The sequence below is a fragment of the Brevundimonas sp. genome (genome assembly GCF_047617075.1).
GTDB lineage: Bacteria > Pseudomonadota > Alphaproteobacteria > Caulobacterales > Caulobacteraceae > Brevundimonas.
The window spans coordinates 127,929-148,519 of record NZ_JBLGCI010000002.1 but is presented as its reverse complement, the minus strand read 5'-3'; the positions used below and the strand labels follow the sequence as shown (position 1 = coordinate 148,519).

22 protein-coding genes are annotated in these 20,591 nt (G+C 68.7%); 11 read left to right on the top strand and 11 right to left on the bottom strand.

Annotated features, from left to right (window positions below; genetic code table 11):
* Positions 1–50 precede the first annotated feature (50 nt).
* Both gluQRS and ACI8U3_RS02655 read right to left on the bottom strand, forming a co-directional pair.
* A complete protein-coding gene (gene gluQRS / locus ACI8U3_RS02660; RefSeq protein WP_415013318.1) occupies positions 51–908 on the bottom strand; it encodes a tRNA glutamyl-Q(34) synthetase GluQRS in 858 nt (285 codons plus the stop codon).
* Positions 909–912: 4 nt separating this feature from the next.
* Positions 913–2,046 carry a JmjC domain-containing protein gene (locus tag ACI8U3_RS02655; RefSeq protein ID WP_415013317.1) on the bottom strand — a complete coding sequence of 378 codons (1,134 nt, stop codon included), beginning with the start codon at positions 2,044–2,046 and terminating at the stop codon, positions 913–915.
* A 54-nt stretch (positions 2,047–2,100) separates the two neighbouring features.
* Here ACI8U3_RS02655 and ACI8U3_RS02650 point away from each other — a divergent pair, with 54 nt between their 5' ends.
* The 4 genes from ACI8U3_RS02650 to ACI8U3_RS02635 all read left to right on the top strand — a co-directional run bounded on the left by ACI8U3_RS02650 (position 2,101) and on the right by ACI8U3_RS02635 (position 4,715).
* Positions 2,101–2,754 (top strand): DNA-3-methyladenine glycosylase family protein, encoded by a 654-nt coding sequence (locus ACI8U3_RS02650; protein WP_415013316.1) that lies wholly within the window; start codon positions 2,101–2,103, stop codon positions 2,752–2,754.
* Complete coding sequence (locus ACI8U3_RS02645) at positions 2,751–3,407, top strand: trimeric intracellular cation channel family protein (protein WP_415013315.1); 657 nt, start codon at positions 2,751–2,753, stop codon at positions 3,405–3,407. The genes ACI8U3_RS02650 and ACI8U3_RS02645 overlap by 4 nt, the downstream gene beginning before the upstream one ends.
* Positions 3,408–3,537: 130 nt before the next feature.
* Positions 3,538–4,098 carry an HNH endonuclease gene (locus ACI8U3_RS02640; RefSeq protein WP_415013314.1) on the top strand — a complete coding sequence of 187 codons (561 nt, stop codon included), beginning with the start codon at positions 3,538–3,540 and terminating at the stop codon, positions 4,096–4,098.
* A gap of 47 nt (positions 4,099–4,145) precedes the next feature.
* A complete protein-coding gene (locus ACI8U3_RS02635; RefSeq protein WP_415013313.1) occupies positions 4,146–4,715 on the top strand; it encodes a YqgE/AlgH family protein in 570 nt (189 codons plus the stop codon).
* Positions 4,716–4,718: 3 nt separating this feature from the next.
* Here ACI8U3_RS02635 and ACI8U3_RS02630 read toward each other — a convergent pair whose 3' ends face one another.
* Positions 4,719–5,066: a hypothetical protein gene (locus ACI8U3_RS02630; RefSeq protein WP_415013312.1), complete on the bottom strand. Its 348-nt coding sequence runs from the start codon at positions 5,064–5,066 to the stop codon at positions 4,719–4,721.
* A gap of 106 nt (positions 5,067–5,172) precedes the next feature.
* On the opposite strand from ACI8U3_RS02630, the gene ACI8U3_RS02625 reads away from it, so the two are divergent.
* Both ACI8U3_RS02625 and metK read left to right on the top strand, forming a co-directional pair.
* On the top strand, positions 5,173–5,769 hold the full coding sequence (locus ACI8U3_RS02625; protein ID WP_415013311.1) for a type 1 glutamine amidotransferase domain-containing protein: 597 nt from the start codon (positions 5,173–5,175) through the stop codon (positions 5,767–5,769).
* Between the two features lie 85 nt (positions 5,770–5,854).
* Positions 5,855–7,045: a methionine adenosyltransferase gene (gene metK / locus ACI8U3_RS02620; RefSeq protein WP_415013310.1), complete on the top strand. Its 1,191-nt coding sequence runs from the start codon at positions 5,855–5,857 to the stop codon at positions 7,043–7,045.
* Between the two features lie 2 nt (positions 7,046–7,047).
* Here the strand turns inward: metK and ACI8U3_RS02615 are convergent, their stop codons facing one another.
* Complete coding sequence (locus ACI8U3_RS02615) at positions 7,048–7,881, bottom strand: neutral zinc metallopeptidase (RefSeq protein WP_415013309.1); 834 nt, start codon at positions 7,879–7,881, stop codon at positions 7,048–7,050.
* Positions 7,882–8,162: 281 nt separating this feature from the next.
* Between ACI8U3_RS02615 and ACI8U3_RS02610 the strand changes: the two genes are divergently transcribed.
* A complete protein-coding gene (locus ACI8U3_RS02610; protein ID WP_415013308.1) occupies positions 8,163–9,206 on the top strand; it encodes a ribonucleotide-diphosphate reductase subunit beta in 1,044 nt (347 codons plus the stop codon).
* A gap of 209 nt (positions 9,207–9,415) precedes the next feature.
* Here ACI8U3_RS02610 and ACI8U3_RS02605 read toward each other — a convergent pair whose 3' ends face one another.
* Both ACI8U3_RS02605 and ACI8U3_RS02600 read right to left on the bottom strand, forming a co-directional pair.
* Entirely contained in the window at positions 9,416–10,702 is a 1,287-nt protein-coding gene (locus ACI8U3_RS02605; RefSeq protein ID WP_415013307.1) for an RsmB/NOP family class I SAM-dependent RNA methyltransferase, read from the bottom strand.
* A complete protein-coding gene (locus ACI8U3_RS02600; RefSeq protein ID WP_415013306.1) occupies positions 10,699–12,672 on the bottom strand; it encodes a potassium transporter Kup in 1,974 nt (657 codons plus the stop codon). Before ACI8U3_RS02600 ends, ACI8U3_RS02605 begins: the two co-directional genes overlap by 4 nt.
* A gap of 166 nt (positions 12,673–12,838) precedes the next feature.
* On the opposite strand from ACI8U3_RS02600, the gene ACI8U3_RS02595 reads away from it, so the two are divergent.
* Both ACI8U3_RS02595 and ACI8U3_RS02590 read left to right on the top strand, forming a co-directional pair.
* A complete protein-coding gene (locus ACI8U3_RS02595) occupies positions 12,839–13,294 on the top strand; it encodes an Rrf2 family transcriptional regulator (protein ID WP_415013305.1) in 456 nt (151 codons plus the stop codon).
* Complete coding sequence (locus tag ACI8U3_RS02590) at positions 13,291–14,139, top strand: SDR family NAD(P)-dependent oxidoreductase (protein ID WP_415013304.1); 849 nt, start codon at positions 13,291–13,293, stop codon at positions 14,137–14,139. Before ACI8U3_RS02595 ends, ACI8U3_RS02590 begins: the two co-directional genes overlap by 4 nt.
* On the opposite strand, the gene ACI8U3_RS02585 is transcribed toward ACI8U3_RS02590, so the two are convergent.
* The 4 genes from ACI8U3_RS02585 to glpK all read right to left on the bottom strand — a co-directional run bounded on the left by ACI8U3_RS02585 (position 14,103) and on the right by glpK (position 18,095).
* Positions 14,103–14,975 (bottom strand): pirin family protein, encoded by an 873-nt coding sequence (locus ACI8U3_RS02585; RefSeq protein WP_415013303.1) that lies wholly within the window; start codon positions 14,973–14,975, stop codon positions 14,103–14,105. The two genes, ACI8U3_RS02590 and ACI8U3_RS02585, sit on opposite strands and share 37 nt — an antisense overlap.
* Before the next feature lie 47 nt (positions 14,976–15,022).
* The gene (locus tag ACI8U3_RS02580) at positions 15,023–15,382 is read right to left on the bottom strand and encodes a DUF6481 family protein (protein WP_415013302.1); all 360 of its coding nucleotides are present in this window, start codon (positions 15,380–15,382) and stop codon (positions 15,023–15,025) included.
* A 122-nt stretch (positions 15,383–15,504) separates the two neighbouring features.
* Entirely contained in the window at positions 15,505–16,584 is a 1,080-nt protein-coding gene (locus ACI8U3_RS02575) for a phosphotransferase family protein (protein ID WP_415013301.1), read from the bottom strand.
* A 20-nt stretch (positions 16,585–16,604) separates the two neighbouring features.
* Positions 16,605–18,095, bottom strand: a complete 1,491-nt coding sequence (gene glpK / locus ACI8U3_RS02570; protein ID WP_415013300.1) for a glycerol kinase GlpK — start codon at positions 18,093–18,095, stop codon at positions 16,605–16,607.
* A gap of 46 nt (positions 18,096–18,141) precedes the next feature.
* Here glpK and ACI8U3_RS02565 point away from each other — a divergent pair, with 46 nt between their 5' ends.
* Positions 18,142–19,146 (top strand): threonine ammonia-lyase, encoded by a 1,005-nt coding sequence (locus ACI8U3_RS02565; RefSeq protein ID WP_415013299.1) that lies wholly within the window; start codon positions 18,142–18,144, stop codon positions 19,144–19,146.
* Complete coding sequence (locus ACI8U3_RS02560) at positions 19,143–19,601, top strand: MaoC family dehydratase (protein WP_415013298.1); 459 nt, start codon at positions 19,143–19,145, stop codon at positions 19,599–19,601. The genes ACI8U3_RS02565 and ACI8U3_RS02560 overlap by 4 nt, the downstream gene beginning before the upstream one ends.
* A gap of 3 nt (positions 19,602–19,604) precedes the next feature.
* On the opposite strand, the gene ACI8U3_RS02555 is transcribed toward ACI8U3_RS02560, so the two are convergent.
* A complete protein-coding gene (locus ACI8U3_RS02555; protein WP_415013297.1) occupies positions 19,605–20,543 on the bottom strand; it encodes a Gfo/Idh/MocA family oxidoreductase in 939 nt (312 codons plus the stop codon).
* Between the last annotated feature and the right edge of the window lie 48 nt (positions 20,544–20,591).

The following is a 20,591-nucleotide window of genomic DNA, read 5'->3' as shown; positions in this document are numbered from 1 at the left end:
CTCCGGACTGAAATGAGCAAGGGCCGGAGCAGCGACGCTCCGGCCCTTTTTCATGCCGCGTCGGGAAAGCCGAGCTCCACTCTGAGCGCCTGTGGCGTCATCCCGCCCGTCCGCAGTTCGGCCAGGGTTTGCGACCGATCCCGCTTGGCGTAGCGCTTGCCGTCCGGCCCGGTCAGCAGGCGGTGGTGGCGATAGATGGGGGCGGGCCAGCCCATCAGCGCCTGGATCAGCCGCTGGATATGGACGGCCTCGAACAGGTCATGACCCCGGATCACATGGGTGACGCCCTGCAGCGCGTCATCGTGGGTCGCCGCCAGGTGGTAGGCCACGCCCGCGTCCTTGCGCGCCAGCACCACATCGCCCGCGGTCTCCGGCCGCGCCCGGATCAACCCGGTCTCGCCAGCCGGACCGGTTCCCTCCTCCACAAACGCCAGGTCCGTCCATGCGGCGCCCAGCGCCTCGCGCGCCCGGTCCAGCGACAGACGCCAGGCGAAGGGCCGACCCTCGTCCAGCAGCCGCGCCTCCTCAGCCGGACTATGCGGACCGGGCCGCACGGCTTCAGCCGGGCCGTGCGGCGCTTGGCCGATGCCCTCCATGATCTCGCGCCGGGTGCGGAAACAGCGATACAGCAGGCCTCGCCCGTTCAGGTCCTCAATGACCGCGGCGTAGTCGCCCAGATGGTCGGACTGTCGCCGCACCGGCGTCTCCCAGTCCAGTCCCAGCCAGGCCAGATCCTCGAAAATCGCCGCCTCATGTTCCGGGCGGCAACGGGTCTGGTCGATGTCTTCGATGCGCAGGATGAAGCGTCCGCCCGCCGCGCGCGCAGCGTCATGGACGGTCAGGGCCGAGAAGGCGTGACCCCGGTGCAGCAGGCCGGTGGGCGAAGGCGCGAAACGGGTGGTGAACACCGGCTCAGGCGCGCCGAAGGGCGCCCGCCTTTTCAGCGCCCTCCACCGCGGCGCGAAGGTCTGTTTCCGAGATGAAGTCGAACTGGGCGATCATGTCCTCCAGCGCGAACCGGGACTGGGCCATGGCCCAGTCAATGGCCACCCGCGCCGGCCCACGCGTCGCCGGCGCCGCCAGGCCAGTCGGAACGTAAAACGTCAGCGTCTGGCGGCGGGGCAGGTCATAGGCCGGCGCGCGGGGCCTCAGGCGCTGCTGGGCCATGGCGATCTCGTCCCGGAAGGCCGGACTGGCGGCCAGCTGCGACAGGCGGCGTCCCAGGTCGGCCAGCCGTTCGGACAAGGCCGCGCCGCCATCGCGGTCAGCGGGCGGCAACCAGTTACGAAACGCCGGATCCTGCATGGCCGCCGGCTCCAGCAGGCGGAACAGGATGCGCCCGTAAAGCGGGGTCACCGACAGGGTCACATGTAGCGATGGACCGTCCACCGCCAGGGCGTCGTGGTACCATCCGCGGGGCAGGTAGAGCACGTCGCCGGGGCGCATTCGCACCTCCGTCATGACCGGTCCGGCGTTGCGGGCCATCCAGTCCCGGATCGCCTCGCCCTCCCCCGGATAGTCGACCGGACACTCGGCGCGGTTCTGATACAGCCGCCAGATTTTCTCTCCCTCGGTCTGGATGGCGAAGACGTCGTGCAGGTCATAATGGGGGCCGAACCCCCGCACGCCCTGGAATGAGCAGTACAGGTTGGCCGCCACCGAGGCCGCGAAGCGTTCGCGCAGCATGTCGCAGACGGCTCTCAACTCCGGCGTGAGATCCCCGGCCTCGTTCGCGATCACCGTCGCGCCCATGGCCATCATGACCTGAACCTTGGCCGGTGACGGACGGACGATCGGACCGGTCAGGCTCTGAACCTCGGCGCAGTAGGCCTCCGGCGAGATATGGCTTCCGTTGTGGATCAGCTGGAGCGTCGTGTGCGTCCAGAGGGACGCCTGACCAAGAAGACTGTTGAAGGTGTCCCAGTTCAGCAGGGCCCGCTTGTCTTCACCGTCGGTCGCGGGAATGTGCAGCGGCTTTCGGCCGTCATGGTCCGAGAAGAATTGATCCGGCGTCATCGGCGCCAGAAGATCAGCAAGGGTGCGCATGGCCGGACGCTAGCGCCGGACCGCGCCCCTGTCGATCACGCCTTGGAGGCGCCCGTGCCCGTCATCGCTCCCGATCCCGACGCCGTCGCCGCCGCCCGCGCCGCCCTGGCCCAGGCCGACCCGGCGTTGGCGCGCGCCCATGCGACGACGCCGGTCTTCGAATGGCGCCTGCGTCCCGGCGGTTTCGAGGGGCTGTTCCGCATGATCGTGGAGCAGCAGGTCTCGGTGGCCGCCGCCGCATCCATCTGGCGCCGCGTGGGCGAGGGGCTGGGAGAGATCACGCCCGAGGCGGTTCTGGCCCGCGACATCGACACGCTTCGCACCTTCGGCCTGTCCGGTCAGAAGGCGAAGTACGGGCAGGAGATCGCCCGCGCCCAGGTCGAGGGCCGCATCGATCTGGAGCACATGCAGACGCTGGGCGACGACGAGGCCATCGCCGCCCTGACCGCCATCAAGGGCGTCGGCAAATGGACCGCTGAAACCTATCTGATGTTCTGCGAAGGACGGCAGGACGTTTTTCCGGGCGGCGACGTGGCCTTGCAGGAGGCCATGCGCTGGGCCGACGCCGCCGACGACCGGCCCAATGAGAAGACCGCCTATCTGCGCGCCGAAATCTGGCGGCCGCACCGAAGTGTGGCGGCGCATCTGCTCTGGGCATGGTATGGCGGGGTGAAGCGCGGTGAAATCGCCCTCGAGACGTCTCCATGATCGCCGGCCTGACACCGCCCGACCTTCCCGTCACCGACGTCGCCCTGCTGGCGGCGCTGGATTATGCGGGTGTGGCGGTTTTCGCCGCCACGGGCGCCCTGGCGGCCGCGCGGGACCGGCATGACCTGGTGACCATGAGCTTCTTCGCCGCCATCACCGGGGTCGGCGGCGGCACCCTGCGGGACATCCTGATCGGAGCGCCGGTCTTCTGGGTCGTGGACTGGCGCTACATCGCCATGTGCATCGTGGCCAGCGTGGTCGTCTGGCTTCTGGGACCGCGCCCGTGGCGGTTCCGGCTTTTGCTGTGGCTGGATGCGTTCGGCCTGGCCGCCTACGGCGTGATCGGGGCGGCGAAGGCCGAGGCCTGGGGCGCCGCGCCTCTGATCTGCATCGTCATGGGCGCGCTGACCGCCTGTTTCGGGGGCATTGTGCGCGACCTTCTTGCGGGCCAGCCCTCGGTTCTGCTGCGCCGCGAGATCGTGGTCTCCGCCGCCCTGGCCGGCGCCACGGCCTATGTGGTGCTGACGGCCGTCGGGGTCGCCGACTGGCCGGCGGCTGCGCTGGCCACCCTTGTCGCTTTCGGCCTGCGCGCCGGCGCCCTGAAGTGGGGCTGGAGCCTGCCGTCCTTCCCGGAAGCGTCTCTGAAACCCTGACTTACAGTTCGAGGGGTCATGGCGGCGTCATCGAATCAGGTCTAGTGTCAGACGCTTCCGAGCGTGAAGGAGGGCGTGTCTTCAGTCCCGTCGCCTCGATCCTTTCCAGCATTCGCGTGGGAGGGGCCTGATGCAGGTCCTGTCCCGTCCGCCGTCCGGCTTTCCCGCCCTGGTGCTGAACGCCGATTTCCGGCCGCTGTCCTATTACCCCCTGTCCGTCTGGCCGTGGCAGGAGGTGGTCAAGGCGGTGTTTCAGGAGCGCGTGGACGTGGTCTCCACCTATGACAAGGTGGTGCGGAGCCCGTCGCTGGAGTTCCGACTGCCCAGCGTCATTTCGCTGAAGAGCTATATCGATCAGGACCGCCAGCCGGCCTTCACACGATTCAACGTTTTCCTGCGCGACGGCTTCGCCTGCCAGTATTGCGGTTCGGGCGCCGACCTGACCTTCGACCATGTGCTGCCGCGCTCCCAGGGCGGCGTGACCAGCTGGGAGAACATCGTGGCGGCCTGCGCGCCCTGCAATCTGAGGAAGGGCGGCCGCACGCCGCGCCAGGCGGACATGCCGATCCGCCGCAGTCCTTTCCGCCCCAACAGCTGGCAGTTGCAGGACCTGGGACGCCGATTCCCGCCCAACTATCTGCACCAGAGCTGGCTGGACTACCTCTACTGGGACATCGAGCTGGCGCCGTGACCCCTGCGTCCCTTGCATCCATCGGACCCGGCCCCGATGATGACGGCATGTCGCAATTCCAGTCTCTCGCGGGCAAGCTTCTCGTGGCCATGCCGGGCATCGGCGATCCGCGTTTCGAGCATGCGGTGATCCTGATCTGCGCTCATCAGGCCGACCATGCCATGGGCCTGCGGCTGGACCGGCCCGCGCCGGGCGTCGATCTGCGGACCGTGCTGGACAAGCTGGAGATGCGGGACGCTGACAAGGCGCCGGATCAGGCCGTGCTGGTGGGCGGCCCGGTGGATCGTGAGCGGGGCTTCGTCCTGCACACCGATGACTGGACCGCGCCGGACGCGTCCCTGCCCGTTGGAGAGGGCCTGGCCATCACGGCGACCCGTGAAGCTCTCGCGGCGATGACGGACCCGGTGACCCGGCCGCGCAGGTCGGTGCTTGTGCTGGGCTATGCCGGCTGGGGCGAGGGCCAGCTCGAGGACGAGCTGACGGAAAACGTCTGGCTCACCGCCGCCCCCACGCCCGAATTGCTGTTCGACGCAGACCACGCCACCAAATGGACCCGGGCCCTGGCCGGCATAGGCGTGGACGCGGCCATGCTGTCGGCCCAGGGCGGCCGGGCCTGAGGATCAGTCCGGCGTCCGCTCCAGCCAGTCGTCGATCTGGGTCACGGCTTCGCGGGTCTGGCGATGGCGTTCGCTGGTGACGGCGGGATCGCTGGGCGGGGCGGCCTGTTCCACGTAAGGGATCGGCGGCTGGCGACGGTCCTCCAGCTCTCGCAAGGTGACGCGCGTCTCCCCTTGCAGACGACGGGCCGTTTCGGCCCGGGCGTCGGCCTGAAGGCGGAGGCTGTCCATCCGGGCCTGATGCCGCTGGACTTGATAGCGGTGGGGGTCCGCTCCGTACGGCGCGACCTGCGCCGCCGCGCCGGAGGCGGTCATGAGGCCGATCAGGATCAGTCCGGTCAGGGTGCGCATGATCACAAGATGCGGCGTATCCGCCAGTTCGCCAAGCGTGGCCGCAACCCATGACCGTCTGTGTTGTTGGTCTGGCTCATGCGAGCAACCACAGGAGGACCGCATCATGGCCCAGACACTGAACGGCAAGACCATCGCCATCCTGGCCGCCGACGGCTTTGAACAGGTCGAGCTGACCGAACCCATGAAGGCGCTGAAGGACGCGGGCGCGACCGTGGAGATCGTCTCGCCGAAACAGGGCGAAATCCAGGGCTTCAACCATTTCGACAAGGGCGACACGTTCAAGGTGGACCGCGCCGTCGGCGCGGCGGACGCCTCGGCCTATGCCGGACTGGTGCTGCCGGGCGGGGCCCATAACCCCGACACCCTGCGCGTGGACGACGACGCCCTGAAGTTCGTGCGCGCCTTCTTCGACGCCGGAAAGCCCGTGGCCGCCATCTGCCACGCGCCCTGGATCCTGATCGATGCGGGCGTGGTCGAGGGCCGCAAGCTGACCAGCTACAAGACCATCCGCACGGACCTGCGCAACGCGGGCGCCCAGGTGGTGGACGAGGAAGTGGTGGTGGACGAGGGTCTGGTCACCAGCCGCGACCCCGACGACCTACCGGCCTTCTGCGCCAAGATGATCGAGGAGTTCGCCGAAGGCCGCCACGAGGGCCAGGCCCAGGCGGCGCAGGATGCGGGCCGGCCCGTCGCGCACTGATGCCGCCGCTCACGGGCGAGATCGCTTGAACATATAAGCATATCTTTATATGGCTGGCGCTCCATCGAAATCCGGAGCCTCGCCCGTGAGCCGCACCTCCTACGTCTTCACCTCGGAAAGCGTGTCCGAAGGCCATCCCGACAAGGTGTCCGACCGCATCTCCGACACCATCGTCGATCTGTTCATGGCCAAGGATCCGCAGGCCCGGGTGGCCTGCGAGACCCTGACCACCACCAACCGCGTGGTGCTGGCCGGCGAGATCCGGGGCAAGGGCATCTGGGAGAACGGGGCCTGGGCCCCGGGAATCGAGGCCGAGATCGAGGAGGCTGTACGGGCCGCGGTCAAGGACATCGGCTATGAGCAGGATGGCTTCCACTGGAAGACGTTCGAATTCTCGAACCATCTGCACGGACAGTCCGCCGACATCGCCGTGGGCGTGGACGCCGCCGAGGGCAAGGACGAGGGCGCGGGCGATCAGGGCATCATGTTCGGCTATGCGTCGAACGAGACGCCGGAACTGATGCCGGCCACCCTGGCCTACAGCCACCGCATCCTGAAGCGTCTGGCCGAGCTGCGGCACGGGGGCGAGAAGCGTCTTGAGCCGGACGCCAAGAGCCAGGTTTCGCTGCAGTACGAGAACGGCGCCCCGGTGCGCGCCACCTCCATCGTGGTCTCCACCCAGCACGCCAAGGGCATGACCCAGGCCGACGTGGCCGCCCTGGTCAAGCCGGTGGTGGCCGAGGTGCTGCCCCAGGGCTTCATCACCAACGAGACCGTCTGGCACATCAATCCCACCGGCGTGTTCGAGATCGGCGGGCCGGACGGCGACGCCGGCCTGACCGGCCGCAAGATCATCGTGGACACCTACGGCGGCGCGGCGCCCCACGGCGGCGGCGCGTTCAGCGGCAAAGACTGCACCAAGGTGGACCGCTCGGCCGCCTATGCGGCCCGCTATCTGGCCAAGAACGTGGTGGCGTCCGGCCTGGCCGACCGCTGCACCATCCAGCTCAGCTACGCCATCGGCGTGGCCGAGCCCCAGTCGGTCCACGTGGATCTGCACGGCACCGGCAAGATCGCCGAGGAAGTGCTGGAGCGCGAACTGCCCGCCATGATCGGCGGCGCCACCCCCCGCGCCATCCGCGAGCACCTGGGCCTGAACAAGCCCATCTACGCCCGCACCGCCGCCTATGGCCACTTCGGCCGCGAGCCGGACGCGGACGGCGGCTTCAGCTGGGAACGCACCGATCTGGTCGACAAGCTGAAGACCCTGGCCTGATCCTATAAGGCCGAGAAGGTGTCGCAGGCGGCGGGGTCGCCGGAGTCATAGCCCCGCCGCAGCCACTCGACCCGCTGGGCCGAGGTGCCGTGTGTGAAGGTCTCGGGGCTGGCGCGGCCGCCGGTCAGGCGGTCGTCGCCGATGGCCGAGGCGGCGTTCATGCCTTCTTCCAGATCACCGGGCTCCAGCGCCACCCGGCCGTCCGAGACAGCCGAGGCGTTGGCGGCCCAGACCCCGGCGTAGCAATCCGCCTGAAGCTCCAGCGCCACGGAATACCGGTTGGCCTCGCCCTCTGATCTGGCGCTCTGTTGCGCTTGGCGCACCCGATCGGACGCGCCGGTCAGGGTCTGGACGTGGTGGCCCACCTCGTGGGCGATGACATAGGCGTTGGCGAAATCGCCGCCGGCGCCCAGCTGGTCATTCATCACCTGCCAGAAGCCCAGGTCCAGATAGACCGTCTGATCCGCCGGGCAATAGAAGGGACCCATGGCCGCCTGGCCATAGCCGCAGCCGGTGGACGTGCCCTGTTCATACAGCACCACATTGGGCGGGCGGTAGCCGTCCAGCCGCGTGGCCCAGACGTCGCTGACATTGGTGCTGATGACGTCGACGAACAGCCCGGCCTGATCCTCGGGCGTGCCCACCTCGCCCTGTTCGCCCTGACCGGCGCCGCCGAACTGGCTGGCCAGCTGGGTGGTCACCTGAGGGTCGATGCCGAACACCAGATAGCCGATGATCCCCAGCACGGCGACGCCGATGCCGCCGCCGGCCACGCCCGGACCCATGCCGCGCCGGTCCTCGATGCCGCCGCCCCGTCGTCCGCTTCCCCAACGCATGTGACGCCTCCCGCCTGTGTGATGCCGTTCAAGCTATGCCGGAACGCGGGACGGGGGGAAGGGATGCGTCATCGCCTGCACGCGAGCGAACCCGAGCGGGCCCGCGCCGTAGATGGTGAAACTCGTCCCCAGGTTCCTCCCCATCAAATCCCCACCGACACACCAGATATGGGGGCTGCGGAAAAAGTGATCGCAATATAGCCGCATTTTGGCTTGGCGCCGGGCGGAGAGACCATCATGGTGAAGGCCGTTCCGCCGCCCGAGTCGCATTCGAGATTACCATGAACGCCATCACGCCGATCCGCGCCGACCTGCCCGGTCTGCTGACCGCCTCGAACGCCTACAAGCCGTTCCGCTACCCGTGGGCGTTCGACATGTGGAAGAAGCAGCAGCAGGTCCACTGGATGCCCGAAGAGGTGCCGCTGGGCGAGGACTGCAAGGACTGGGCGACCAAGCTGGACGACGGCGAGCGCAACCTGCTGACCCAGATCTTCCGCTTCTTCACCCAGGCGGACATCGAGGTGCAGGACAACTACATGGAGCGCTACGGCCGGGTGTTCAAACCCACCGAAGTGAAGATGATGCTGGCCTCCTTCGCCAATATGGAGACCATCCACATCGCGGCCTACGCCCTGCTGCTCGAGACCATCGGCATGCCCGAGAGCGAGTTCGGCGCCTTCATGGAATACGAGGCCATGAAGGACAAACACGACTATATGGGCCAGTTCGGGGTCGAGACCGACGCCGACATCGCCCGCACCCTGGCCATGTTCGGGGGCTTTTCCGAAGGGCTGCAGCTGTTCGCCAGCTTCGCCATGCTGATGAACTTCCCGCGCTTCAACAAGATGAAGGGCATGGGCCAGATCGTCAGCTGGTCGGTGCGCGACGAGAGCCTGCACTGCGAAGGCATCATCAAGCTGTACCACGCCTTCAACCGCGAGACCGGCGCCGTCACCAAGGCCGTGGCCGACGACATCGTCGAGTGCTGCAAGACCGTGGTGGACATGGAGGACAAGTTCATCGACCTGGCCTTCGAAACCGGGCCGGTGCAGGGCATGACGCCGGACGACATCAAGCAGTACATCCGCTTCATCGCCGACTGGCGCCTGCGCCAGCTGAAGCTGCCCGAGGTCTACGGCGTGACCGAGAACCCCCTGCCGTGGCTGCAAAGCCTTCTGTCGGGCGTGGAGCACGCCAATTTCTTCGAGGCCCGGGCCACCGAATACTCCAAGGCCGCCACCAAGGGCGCCTGGCACGGCGCCGAAGGCGTCTGGGACAGCTTCGACGCCCTGATGAAGAAGCGCACGGAAGAGGCCGGGGCCTGACCTTCTCCCGATGGGAGAAGGGGGAACCCGCGCACCGGAGCGCGCAGCGCGGAGGTTCTTGCGCGGGGGTGGAGGAAGGAGTGGCGGAGCCGATCCGACGACGGGGTCGGCTCGCCATAGGTAGCCGCTGAACCCTCACCCTGCGCGCGAAGAAGCGAGTTGTTTCGCATCTCGCGGCGCGCAGCCCTCTCCCACCGGGAGAGGGAGAATTAGCTCCGCTCCAGCCGGGCCACGAAGAAGCCGTCGAGGCCGCCTTGTTCATTCCACATGGACGGCAGGATGCGCAGCCAGCCTTCCTTCGCCAGGGCGTCCGCCGGCGCGCCGAGGGCTTCCGGGTCAGCCGGGACCAACCGGAAATCGTCGTGGCGACGCAGGAAGGCGATGATCTGGCTATCGCCCTCCTCGCGCTCCAGCGAACAGACGCAATAGACCATCCGCCCGCCGGGCTTCACCCGCGCGGCGGCGGCGTCCAGCAGGCGATGCTGCACATCCGCCAGATCGGCCACATCGGCGGGCCGTGTGCGGCGCAGGGCCTCGGGATTGCGGCGATAGGTGCCTGTGGCGGTGCACGGTGCATCCAGCAGCACGGCGTCGAACGTCCGCGCGTCGTCCCAATCCTCGGCCGGCACAGCGACGGTCTCGGCGGTGAGCCCTGTGCGCTCAAGGTTCTGGGTCAGCCGGCGCAGGCGCGACTCCGACCGATCCAGCGCCGTGACCTCCGCGCCCGCCGCGGCCAGTTGCAGCGTCTTGCCCCCCGGCGCCGCGCACATGTCCAGCGCGCTCTCGCCCGGCTTCACGTCCAGCAGGCGGGCCGGCACGGCGGCGGCGGCGTCCTGGATCCACCAGCTTCCCTCGGCGAAGCCCGGCCATTCGGCGATGTCGCCGCGCCGGGTGGTGCGCACCGAGCCGCCGGGCAGGACCACGCCCTCCAGCGCCTGCGCCAGTGCGGGCGCATCTGCGCCGGGCTTGAGGCTCAGGTCCGTGGCCGGTTCGGCCCGTCCGGCCTCGGCCAGGGCGGTCAGGGTCTCTGCGCCGTAGGCCGCCCGCCAACGCGCGGCGATCCAGTCGGGCAGATTGGCCTCAGCGGCGATCTTGTCCGGCCCGTCACGGCCGATGCCGCGCAGCACCGCATTAACCAGGCCCTTGTAGGGCCGGGTCTTGACGTCCCGCTCGGCCAGCTTCACCGCGCTCGACACTGCTGCGAAATCCGGCGTGCCCAGCACCATGGTCTGGGCCAGGGCCACGCGCAGGATGGTGCGCACCGCCAGCGGCGGGCCCTTCTTGAGGCGGCGATCCAGAATGGCGTCGATCTCGCCCAGACGGCGCAGGGCCGCCATGGCCACGGCGCGAGCGAAGGCCCGGTCCTGGGGCGACAGGCCCTTCAGTTCGCGGAAGTTCAGCGCCTCGTCCATGCCGCCGCGTCGCTCCAGCGCCGCGTTCAGCAGCACCCCGGCGGCGATGCGGGCCTCGATCCCCGCCTCGTTGTCTTCACTCAAACCGTCACCTGCGTGCCCATCTCGACCACGCGGCCGGCGGGGATATGGAAGAAGTCCGTGGGATTGGCCGCGTTGCGCATCAGGAACACATACAGCTTGTCCTGCCAGTTGGGCATGTTCTTGCCCGGCGCGGGCGCCACGGAGCGGCGGCCCAGGAAGAAGCTGGTGGACATGATGTCGAACTTCAGCCCCTGCTTGCGGCACACCCCCAGCGCCTTGGGCACATTGGGGCTCTCCATGAAGCCGTAGTTGATGGTCAGGCGCTTGAAGTCGTCGTTGATGACCTCGATCTCGACGCGCTTGTCCTTGGCCACGCGCGGCCGGTCCAGAGTGCGCACGGTCAGGATGATGTTCTTCTCATGCAGCACCTTGTTGTGCTTGAGATTGTGCATCAGGGCCACCGGGGCGACGCTGGGGTCCGAAGTCAGGAAAATGGCTGTGCCCGGCGCGCGGTGGGGCGGACGGGCGCCGAGCATCTCGATCAGGTCCGCCATGGGCAGGCTGTCCTTGCGCGCCTTTTCGGTCAGCAGGCGCGTGCCGCGCGTCCAGGTCCACATGATCATGACGATGACCGCCCCGATCACCAGCGGCGCCCAGGCGCCCTGCGGGATCTTCAGCAGGTTCGAGCCGAAGAAGCTGATGTCGATGATCACGAACGGAATCAGCGCCAGCACGCTGACGATCAGGCTGCGCTTCCACATGAACCGCAGGATGAAGAAGGCCAGCAGGGTGTCCACCAGCATGGCCCCGGTGACCGCCACGCCGTAAGCGCCCGCCAGCTGGGACGAGGTTGGGAACAGGGCCAGCAGCAGCAGAACCCCAGCCAGCATCATCATGTTCACCGAGGGCACGAAGATCTGGCCCGCCTGGGTTTCGGACGTGCGGCGGATGTTCATGCGCGGCAGCAGGCCCAGCTGCACCGCCTGCTGGGTCAGGGAAAAGGCCCCGGTTATCACCGCCTGGCTGGCGATGATGGTGGCCAGGGTCGCCATGATCAGGATGGGCCAGTAGATGGCCTGGGGGGCCATTTCCCAGAACAGGTTCTCGATGGCCGCCGGCCGCGACAGGGCCAGGGCGCCCTGGCCCAGATAATTCAGCATCAGACACGGCAGGACGAAGGCCAGCCAGCCCAGACGGATGGGCGCCTTTCCGAAATGGCCCATGTCCGTATAGAGCGCCTCGGCACCGGTGACGGCCAGGAAGACGCTGCCCAGCACCACGAAGCCCAGGAAGCCGTTGTCGATCAGGAACAGGATGCCGTAGTGCGGCGACAGCCCCCTCAGGATCGAGGGGTCGTCGAAAATGTGAAAGATCCCCAGACCCGCCAGGATCAGGAACCAGACGGCCGTGATCGGGCCGAACGCCTTGGCCAGACCCGCGGTGCCCCGCGACTGGACCATGAACAGGGCGATCAGGATGCCGGCCGCGATCGGCAAAACGAAGGGCGTCATGGCTCGGCCCACGCCCGGCGCCTCACGCAAGCCCTCCACGGCCGACAATACCGAAACCGCGGGCGTCAGAATCCCGTCCGCATAGAACAGGGCCGCGCCGCAAAGGCCCAGGAAGAATACCAGTTGCAGCCGTCGCCCGATGGCGCGCTGGGCCAGGGCCATCAGGGCCAGCGTGCCGCCCTCGCCCTTGTTGTCCACCCGCATCAGGAAGACCACGTACTTGATGGTGACCACCAGGATCAGGGCCCAGAAAATCAGCGACAGCACCCCCAGTACGGCCAGCTCGGCGGTGCCGCCGCTGCGCGAATGGGTCAGGGCCTCGCGCATCGCATAAAGCGGGCTGGTGCCGATGTCGCCGAAGACCACCCCGATGGCGCCCACGGTCAGAGCGGCGAGCGAGCCGTGCCCATGGCCGCCGGCGGCATGGGAGTCGTGGGTCTGCGGGGTATTGGAAGCGCCGTCTGGCGTGGGCGAAGCGGCGGGGGAGGCGCCGTTTTCGCCGGGAGGGGTCCCAGCCATTCAATGATCCTCCGGCGTCGCGGCGGCGACGGCCATCAAAGCGGCGGGGCTTTACGCCCTTTCCGGCGGGGGTTCAATCGTGCGGGCTGATTTTGTGTTGCACCGCACAAACGCTAGGGTTTGTGAATTCCACCGCGCGGCCCTATCTCAGGGGTGGAGCCGGACCATGTCAGACAGCCAGAGATTCCCCGTCGCCGCCCACGCCCTGGCCTATCTGGCGCACAAGGGGGCCTTTGACGCGACCGCAGCGGCTCCGTCCTCGGTCCTGGCGGCATCGGTCCCCACAAACCCCGTCGTTATCCGGCGCGTCACGGCCATGCTGGCCCGCGCCGGTCTGATCGCCACGCGCCCCGGCGCCAATGGCGGAGCCTGGCTGACGCAGCGCCCCGAAAGCATAACCCTGGACATGGTGCTCAAGGCCGTGAACGGCTGCGCCCATCTGGGCTCCCCGCCCGCCGGCGCCAAGGGATGCCCGGTGGGAGAACATATTCCCCGTCAGGTGGCCAAAGCCCTGACGGCGGCCGAGGACGCGGCGGCCAAGGCCCTGTCACGCATCACCATCGCCGACCTGCTGGCAGACAACCCGCCGTCCCTGGCCGGCATCCGGCTGCCCGCCGCGTGACGACGCCGACGCCGCGCCCCCTGATGTTGATCACCGGCGCCTCCGCCGGTCTGGGCGAAGGGTTCGCCCGTCTTTACGCCGCCCACGGCTGGGACCTGGCCCTGACCGCGCGCCGGACCGACCGGCTAGAGGCCGTCGCCGCCGAGCTGCGCGCCCGCCACGGCGCCCAGGTCCTGACCATTCCCCTCGATCTGGCCGAACCTGGCGCCGCCGACCGGCTGGTGGATGCGGTGGAGGCCGAGGGCCGGCATGTGGACGGCCTCATCAACAATGCGGGCTACAGCCTGACCGGCGGCTTTCTGAGCCTGTCGCCGGAACAGCACGCCGGCATGCTGGCGGTGATGGCTGCGGCGCCGGTTGCCCTGTCGCGCCGCGTGGCCCCGGGAATGGTCAGTCGCGGGTTCGGCCGCATCCTGAACGTGGCGTCCCTGGCCGGTTTCCTGCCCGCCACCGGAGGGGACACCCTGTACGGCCCGCTCAAGAGCTTCCTGATCAAGGCGTCCCAGGGCCTGCATCTGGAGCTGAAGCGGACCGGGGTGCACGTCACCGTCCTGTGCCCCGGCTACACCCTGACCGAGTTCCACGACGCCAACGGCTCACGCGACGCGGTCAGCCGCGCCTATCCCAGCTGGATGTGGATGGAGGCCGAACCGGTCATCCGCGCCGGCTACGAGGCCTGTGAAGCCAATCGCCCGGTGGAGATTCCCGGCGCCTTCAACCGCTTCATGTCCATCGCCGTGCGCGTCACGCCCACGGGCTGGGCGCTGAAGATGGCGGACAAACACGCGCGGCGTCTGGCGCGCCTGCCTCAGACCGGCGGCGGAGGACCGAACTTGCCGGTCTGATAGTCCTGCACCGCCTGGATGATCTCCTCGCGGGTGTTCATGACGAACGGGCCGTGGGCGAAGACCGGCTCGCCGATTGGCGCGGCATGGCCCAGCAGCACCACGGCGTCGCCTGAAGCCTCGATGCGCACAGCGTCGCCATCCTCGTTCAGCGCGGCCAGGTTCCAGGCCGGAACGGGCGTGCCGCCCACCGTCACATCACCGCTGACGACATAGAGAAAGACGTTCTGGCTCTTCTCGACCGGCGCCTCGAACGTTCCGTCTGCCTTGAAGCGCACCACCGCCATTTGCACGTCGATCAGGGACTGGATCGGCGCCTCGGTCCCGGCCCAGCGGCCGGACACGGCCTCGACCGTGACGCGGCCGTCGTCCAGCGTCACCTTGGGAATGTCGGCAGACTGCAGGCCTACATAGTTGGGCGCCGTCATCTTCAGCCGGGACGGCAGGTTCACCCACAGCTGCAGGATCTCCATGGGCCCGCCGTCGCGCTTGAAGCCGGCGGGCGACAGCTCGGCGTGGATCAGGCCGGACCCGGCCGTCATCCACTGCACTCCGCCCGGGCCGATGATGCTCTCGCCGCCGCCGGAATCCGCGTGGGACAGCTCTCCGTCCAGAATGAAGGTGACGGTCTCGAAGCCCCGGTGCGGGTGCGGCCCGAACGGCAGGCCCCGATTGTTCGGCGGATAGGTCTGGGGCCCGTGGTGGTTCAGGAACAGGAACGGATCCACCTGCGGCAGGTCCGGTCCCGGCAGGGGGCGACGGGTGATCAGGTCGCCGATGTCATCCCGCTGGGCGGGGTGCAGACGGGCGACGGTGCGGGATGTGAGCGCGGTCATCCGCCACAGATAATGTGGCGGATGCCTTCTGACCAGATCGGCGAGGTTTAGCGGCCGGCCTTGCGGCGGGCGTAGCGGGCGTCGCGCGCCGCCTTCTGCTCGGCCTTGGTCAGGGCCTTGCGTTCCTTGCGGGCGCCCCGACGTTCGGCGTCGACGGCTTCCTGTGCTTCCTGCGCCTCGGCCTGGCGGGCGGCGGCCTTTTCGGCGGACAGGCGCTTCTTCTCGGCCTTTTCCGCCTCGTGCTGGGCGCGGATGGCTTCCTTCTCGGCGGCGCGCTTCTCGGCCAGCTTGTCGAACTCGGGGTCCGGCTGGGCGGGCTTGGGTTTGAAGCCTTCCAGAAGCGCCTTCTTGCGGGCCTGCTGGGCCGCGATGCGGTCGGTGAAGCCGGTTTGTTTCAGATCTCTCATGCGGAGGGAGAATGTCCAGTGCTGCGTGCGGCGCAGGTCGCCCAAATCCGGGGGGCGGCGCTCAGGGAGACGCGGGCTAACGCGGAATTGGGGCGATAATCAAGACAACGCGCGCGAAAGACTCAGGCGCCGGCCTTCTGCGCAAAGCTCCAGGCGGCCTCTGACAGGGGGTGAACCTGCGCCGCCGTGGCCACCGCCTGGGGGCTGGAGGCGGTGCCGTCGCGCACGCGCCCGGCGATGCCCTGACAGATGGCCGCCAGCCGGAACAGGTTATAGGCCATCAGCCAGTCCAGATTATCGGGCCGCATGCCGGTGGCCGCGGCGTAGCGGTCCACCGTCTGCTCCACCGTGGGAATGCCCAGCGCCTTCAGGTCCGCCCCGCCCACGCCGTTGCGCTGGCTGGCCGGAATGACCCAGCCGATCAGGTAGTAGGACAGGTCCGCCATGGGATCGCCCAGCGTCGACAGCTCCCAGTCCAGCACCGCCAGAACCTCGGGCCGGCCAATTTTCGTCTCCGGGGCCAGGATCATGTTGTCCAGCCGCCAGTCGCCGTGGACGATGCGCGTGGGCCCCTCGGGAGGCAGGCTTTCGGGCAGAAAGGCCATCAGCCGGTCCATGGCGGGAATGGCCTCGGTCTCCGACGCCGCATACTGCTTGGACCACCGCCCCACCTGCCGGGCGAAATAGTTGCCGGGCCGGCCGTAGTCGCCCAGACCCGCCGCCTCCGGATCGATGGCGTGCAGCCGGGCCAACGCGTCCGTCTGGGCCTCATAGATGGCCCGGCGCTGGTCCGGCTCCATGCCGGGCAGCTTCAGGTCCCACAGAATGCGGCCCTCCACCTTGTCCATCACATAGAACATGGAGCCGATGACATCTGCGTCCTCGCACAGGGCGTAAGGCCGGGCGACGGGAAAGCCCTGTTTCGCCAGAGCCGAGATGACCCGGAACTCCCGGTCCACGGCGTGGGCCGAGGGGAGAAGGTTTCCCGGCGGCTTGCGGCGCAGCACATAGGTGCGGCCCGGCGTGACCAGCTCATAGGTGGGGTTCGACTGCCCGCCCTTGAACTGGTTGACGCTGAGCGGCCCGGCGTAGTCCGCCACGTGCTCGGCCATCCAGCGCTCCAGGGCGGCCACATCGAAGGCGTGGCGGGGATCGACGGGGCGGGTGCCGGCGAAGGCGGCCTGGGGATCGGGCGTTTCCATGGTCTCTTCTTCTTTTTGGATCAGGCGGCGGCGATGGCGGCGCGAACCGCCTTGTTCCAGCCGCTTAGCAGGCGGTCGCGGTCTTCGGCTTTCATGCGGGGCGTCCAGCGGGCCGGGGCCTCGCCCGAGGCGCGGGGAAGGTCGGTGGTCAGGCCGCAGCCCAGCGCCGCCAGCCGCGCGGCGCCCAGGGCGGTCATCTCCTGAAAGGCGGGACGCTCCACCGTCACCTCGCAGATGTCGGCGACGAACTGCATGGCGAAGGCGTTGGCGGTGACCCCGCCGTCCACCTTCAGCACCGCCGGGCGGGGCGAGCCGTCGGCGGCGAGCGCGTCCAGCAGCTCGCGGGTCTGATAGGCCAGGGACTCCAGCCCCGCCCGCACCACATGGGCCGGACCGGTCCCGCGCGACAGGCCGGTGATGGCTCCGCGCGCTTCCGCGTTCCACCAGGGCGCGCCCAGCCCCGTGAATCCGGGGACCAGATAGACCCCGCCGTTGTCACTGAGCGACTGGGCCACGCCTTCGGAATCCCGAGACGCGCCGATCAGACCCATCTGGTCCCGCAGCCACTGGATCGTGGAGCCGGCCGAGAAGATCGCGCCCTCCAGCGCATAGGCGGTGCGGTCGCCAACCCGGTAGCCCAGGGTCGTCAACAGGCGATTGGCGGAGGCCACCGGCGTGTCGCCCGTGTTGACCACCAGAAAGGCGCCGGTGCCGTAGGTGATCTTGGCCTCGCCCGCCTCCAGCGCCCCGTGGCCCACCAGCGCAGCCTGCTGATCCCCCGCGCACCCGGCGATGGGCAGGGCGTGGCCGAACAGGCTGGGCTCGCTTTCGCCCAGCACCTCGGCGCAGCCGCGAATTTCCGGCAGGGCGGCGGCCGGAACCCGGAACAAGTCGCACAGATCATCGCGCCACTGCACCCTCTTCAGGTCCATCAGCAGGGTGCGTGACGCGTTGGAGGCGTCGGTGACGAAGCTGCGTCCGCCGGTCAGGTTCCAGATCAGCCAGGCGTCGATGGTCCCCAGACACAGCTCGCCCGCCTCGGCCCGGTCGCGGGCGCGAGGAACCGCATCCAGCAGCCAGGCGAACTTTGTCGCGGAAAAGTAGGGATCCAGCACCAGCCCTGTGGCGGCCTGGACCATGGCTTCATGGCCCGCCTCGCGCAGGCTCGCGGCCACGTCGGCGGTGCGCCGGTCCTGCCAGACCATGGCCCGGTGCAGCGGCTCGCCCGTCTTGCGGTCCCACAGCACGGCGGTTTCGCGCTGGTTTGTGATGCCGATGGCCGAGAACCGCGCCGCGCCGCCCGCCTTGCGGATGACCTCGCGGCAGGTCTGCAGGGTGGCGCGCCAGATCTCGGCGGCGTCGTGTTCGACCCAGCCGGATTGCGGGAAATGCTGCGCCAGCTCGATCTGGCTGACGGCCACCGGCCGCACCGCGTCCTCCACCGCCCCCTCGAAGGCGATGGCGCGGGTGGAGGTGGTGCCCTGGTCGATGGCGAGGATCAGTCCGCTCATGCGAACCACCTTAGCGATGATCCGCGCGTTACGCTAAGTGAGGTTCATGGCCGATTCCGCTCCCTCCTACGAAGGCGTCCTGGACGCCGCACGCCAGATCGCTCCCGCCGCCGTGCGCACGCCCCTGATCGAGCATCCCGCCCTGAACGAGCGGGTCGGCGGGCGGGTGCTGCTCAAGGCCGAGACCCTGCAGATGGCGGGCAGTTTCAAATTTCGCGGCGCCTACAATCGCATCAGCCGTCTGGACGACGACGAGAAGGCGAAGGGCGTCGTGGCCTATTCCTCGGGCAACCATGCCCAGGGGGTGGCGGCGGCCGCCCGCGCGGTGGGAACCCATGCGCTGATCGTCATGCCGTCGGATTCCCCCGCCGCGAAGGTGGACGGCGTTCGCGCCTTCGGCGGCGAGGTGCGCCTGTACGACCGCTGGACCGAAAGCCGTGAAGAGATCGGCGCCGAGATCGCCCGCGAGCGGGGCTGCGTGCTCGTGCCGCCCTTCGACGATCCCTTCATCATCGAGGGGCAGGGAACCACGGCGCTGGAGATTCTGGACCAGGCCGAGGCCATGGGCGCAGGCCCGCTGAATCAACTGTTGTGCGGCGTTTCCGGCGGCGGGCTGATGGCGGGAATCAACCTTGTGCTGGAGGCTCGCAGCCCCGACACCCGCGCGGTGGTGGTGGAGCCTGCCGGCTTCGACGACCACGGTCGCTCCCTGGCCCAGGGCGCACGCGCCACTCATGGGGAGGCGACCCCTTCCATCTGCGACGCCCTGATGGCGCCCATGCCCGGCGAACTGACCTTTCCCGTCAATCAGCGGCGGGTGCAGGACTCCCTGACCGTCACCGACGCCCAGGTGGCCGAGGCCATGCGCTTCGCCTTCCGGTGGTTGAAACTGGTGGTGGAGCCGGGCGGCGCGGTGTCTCTGGCGGCCCTTCTTGCGGGCAAGATCCCGGCCGAGGACCGCAACAGCGTCGTCATGCTGACCGGCGGCAATGTTGACCCGGCGCTCTACGCCGCCATCATCGAGAACCGTTTTCCCGGAGATCCGTCATGAGCCCCATCGCCCCGTCCGCCCTCGCCGGCCTGATCGGAACCGAGGTGGGTGTTTCCGACTGGATCACGGTTGATCAGGCCCGCATCGACGCCTTCGCCGAGATCACCGAGGACCGCCAGTTCATCCATGTGGACCCGGAGGCGGCGAAGGCCACGCCCTTCGGCGGAACCATCGCCCACGGCTTTCTGACCCTGTCGCTGCTGTCGCGCATGTCCTTCGACGGCATGGCCCCGCTGGAGGGCGTGGTGATGGGCGTCAACTATGGATTCGACAAGGTCCGCTTCCTCGCCCCCGTGCCGTCCGGCTCGCGGGTCCGCGCCCGGTTCAAACTGCTCGCCGCCGACGAAAAAGGGGGCGGGCGCTGGCTGCTGAAACACGAGGTCACCGTCGAGATCGAAGGCGGCGACAAGCCCGCCCTCATAGCCGAATGGCTGGGCATGCAGGTGGTGGGCTGAGGCTCATCCCTCGCCCAGACACCGCAGGGCCACTTCCAGATTCTTCAGCCCGTCCTGGCCGGTGACGGCGGGGGGCTCCCCGGTGCGTATGGCGTGGACGAAGGCCTCCAGCTCCTTCTTCAGGGGCTCGGCGGGCCAGCTGTTCAGCATGCGGGTGGAGTAGGAGCCGTCGGCCTGCTGGCCGAAATACTCGGTCACCTGGCGGGTGATCAGGTCGGCCACCACGAACTTGCCGCGGGTGGCCACCTGCAGGGTGCGGGTCTTGTAGGGGGTCAGCCAGTTGGTGGTGATGTGGGCGATCACCCCGTTCTCCAGCCGGAATTGCAGCAGGGCGGTGTCCTCACGCTCGGCGCGAGTGCGGGCCAGCTGGGGCTGGACCTCGGTGATCTCCGAGCCGGTCAGGTGACGGATGATGTCGATGTCGTGCACCGCCAGGTCGATGACCACGCCCACCTCGCCCATGCGCGGCGGGAAGGGGCCGACGCGGGTGACCTGGATGGAGATGACGTCCTCATCGGCGATGGCCCGGCGCACGGTCTCAACCGCCGGATTGAACCGCTCCACATGACCCACCATCAGGACGCGATCATTGGCCTTGGCCGCGTCGATCATGCGCTGGGCGTCCTTGACCGTGGGCGCGATGGGCTTTTCCACCAGCACATGGACGCCCTTTTCCAGCAGGGCCACGCCCAGATCGGCGTGAAAGCGGTTGGGCGTCGCCACCACGGCGCAGTCCAGCCCGGCGTCCACAAAGGCCTCGGCGGTGGTCACGGCCGCGGCGCCGTACAGGTCCGCCACGCCCTGCCCCGTCACGGAGTCGGGATCGAAGATGGTGGTCAGGTCCACGCCCTGGACCTCCGCCAGGACGCGGGCGTGATTGCGGCCCATGACGCCGGCGCCGGCGACGCCGGCCTTCAGGGGCTGGGGAACGGACTGGGGCATGGTCTGGCCTTGGCTGAAAACTCTGGGCGCCTCCTAACAAGCCAGAGC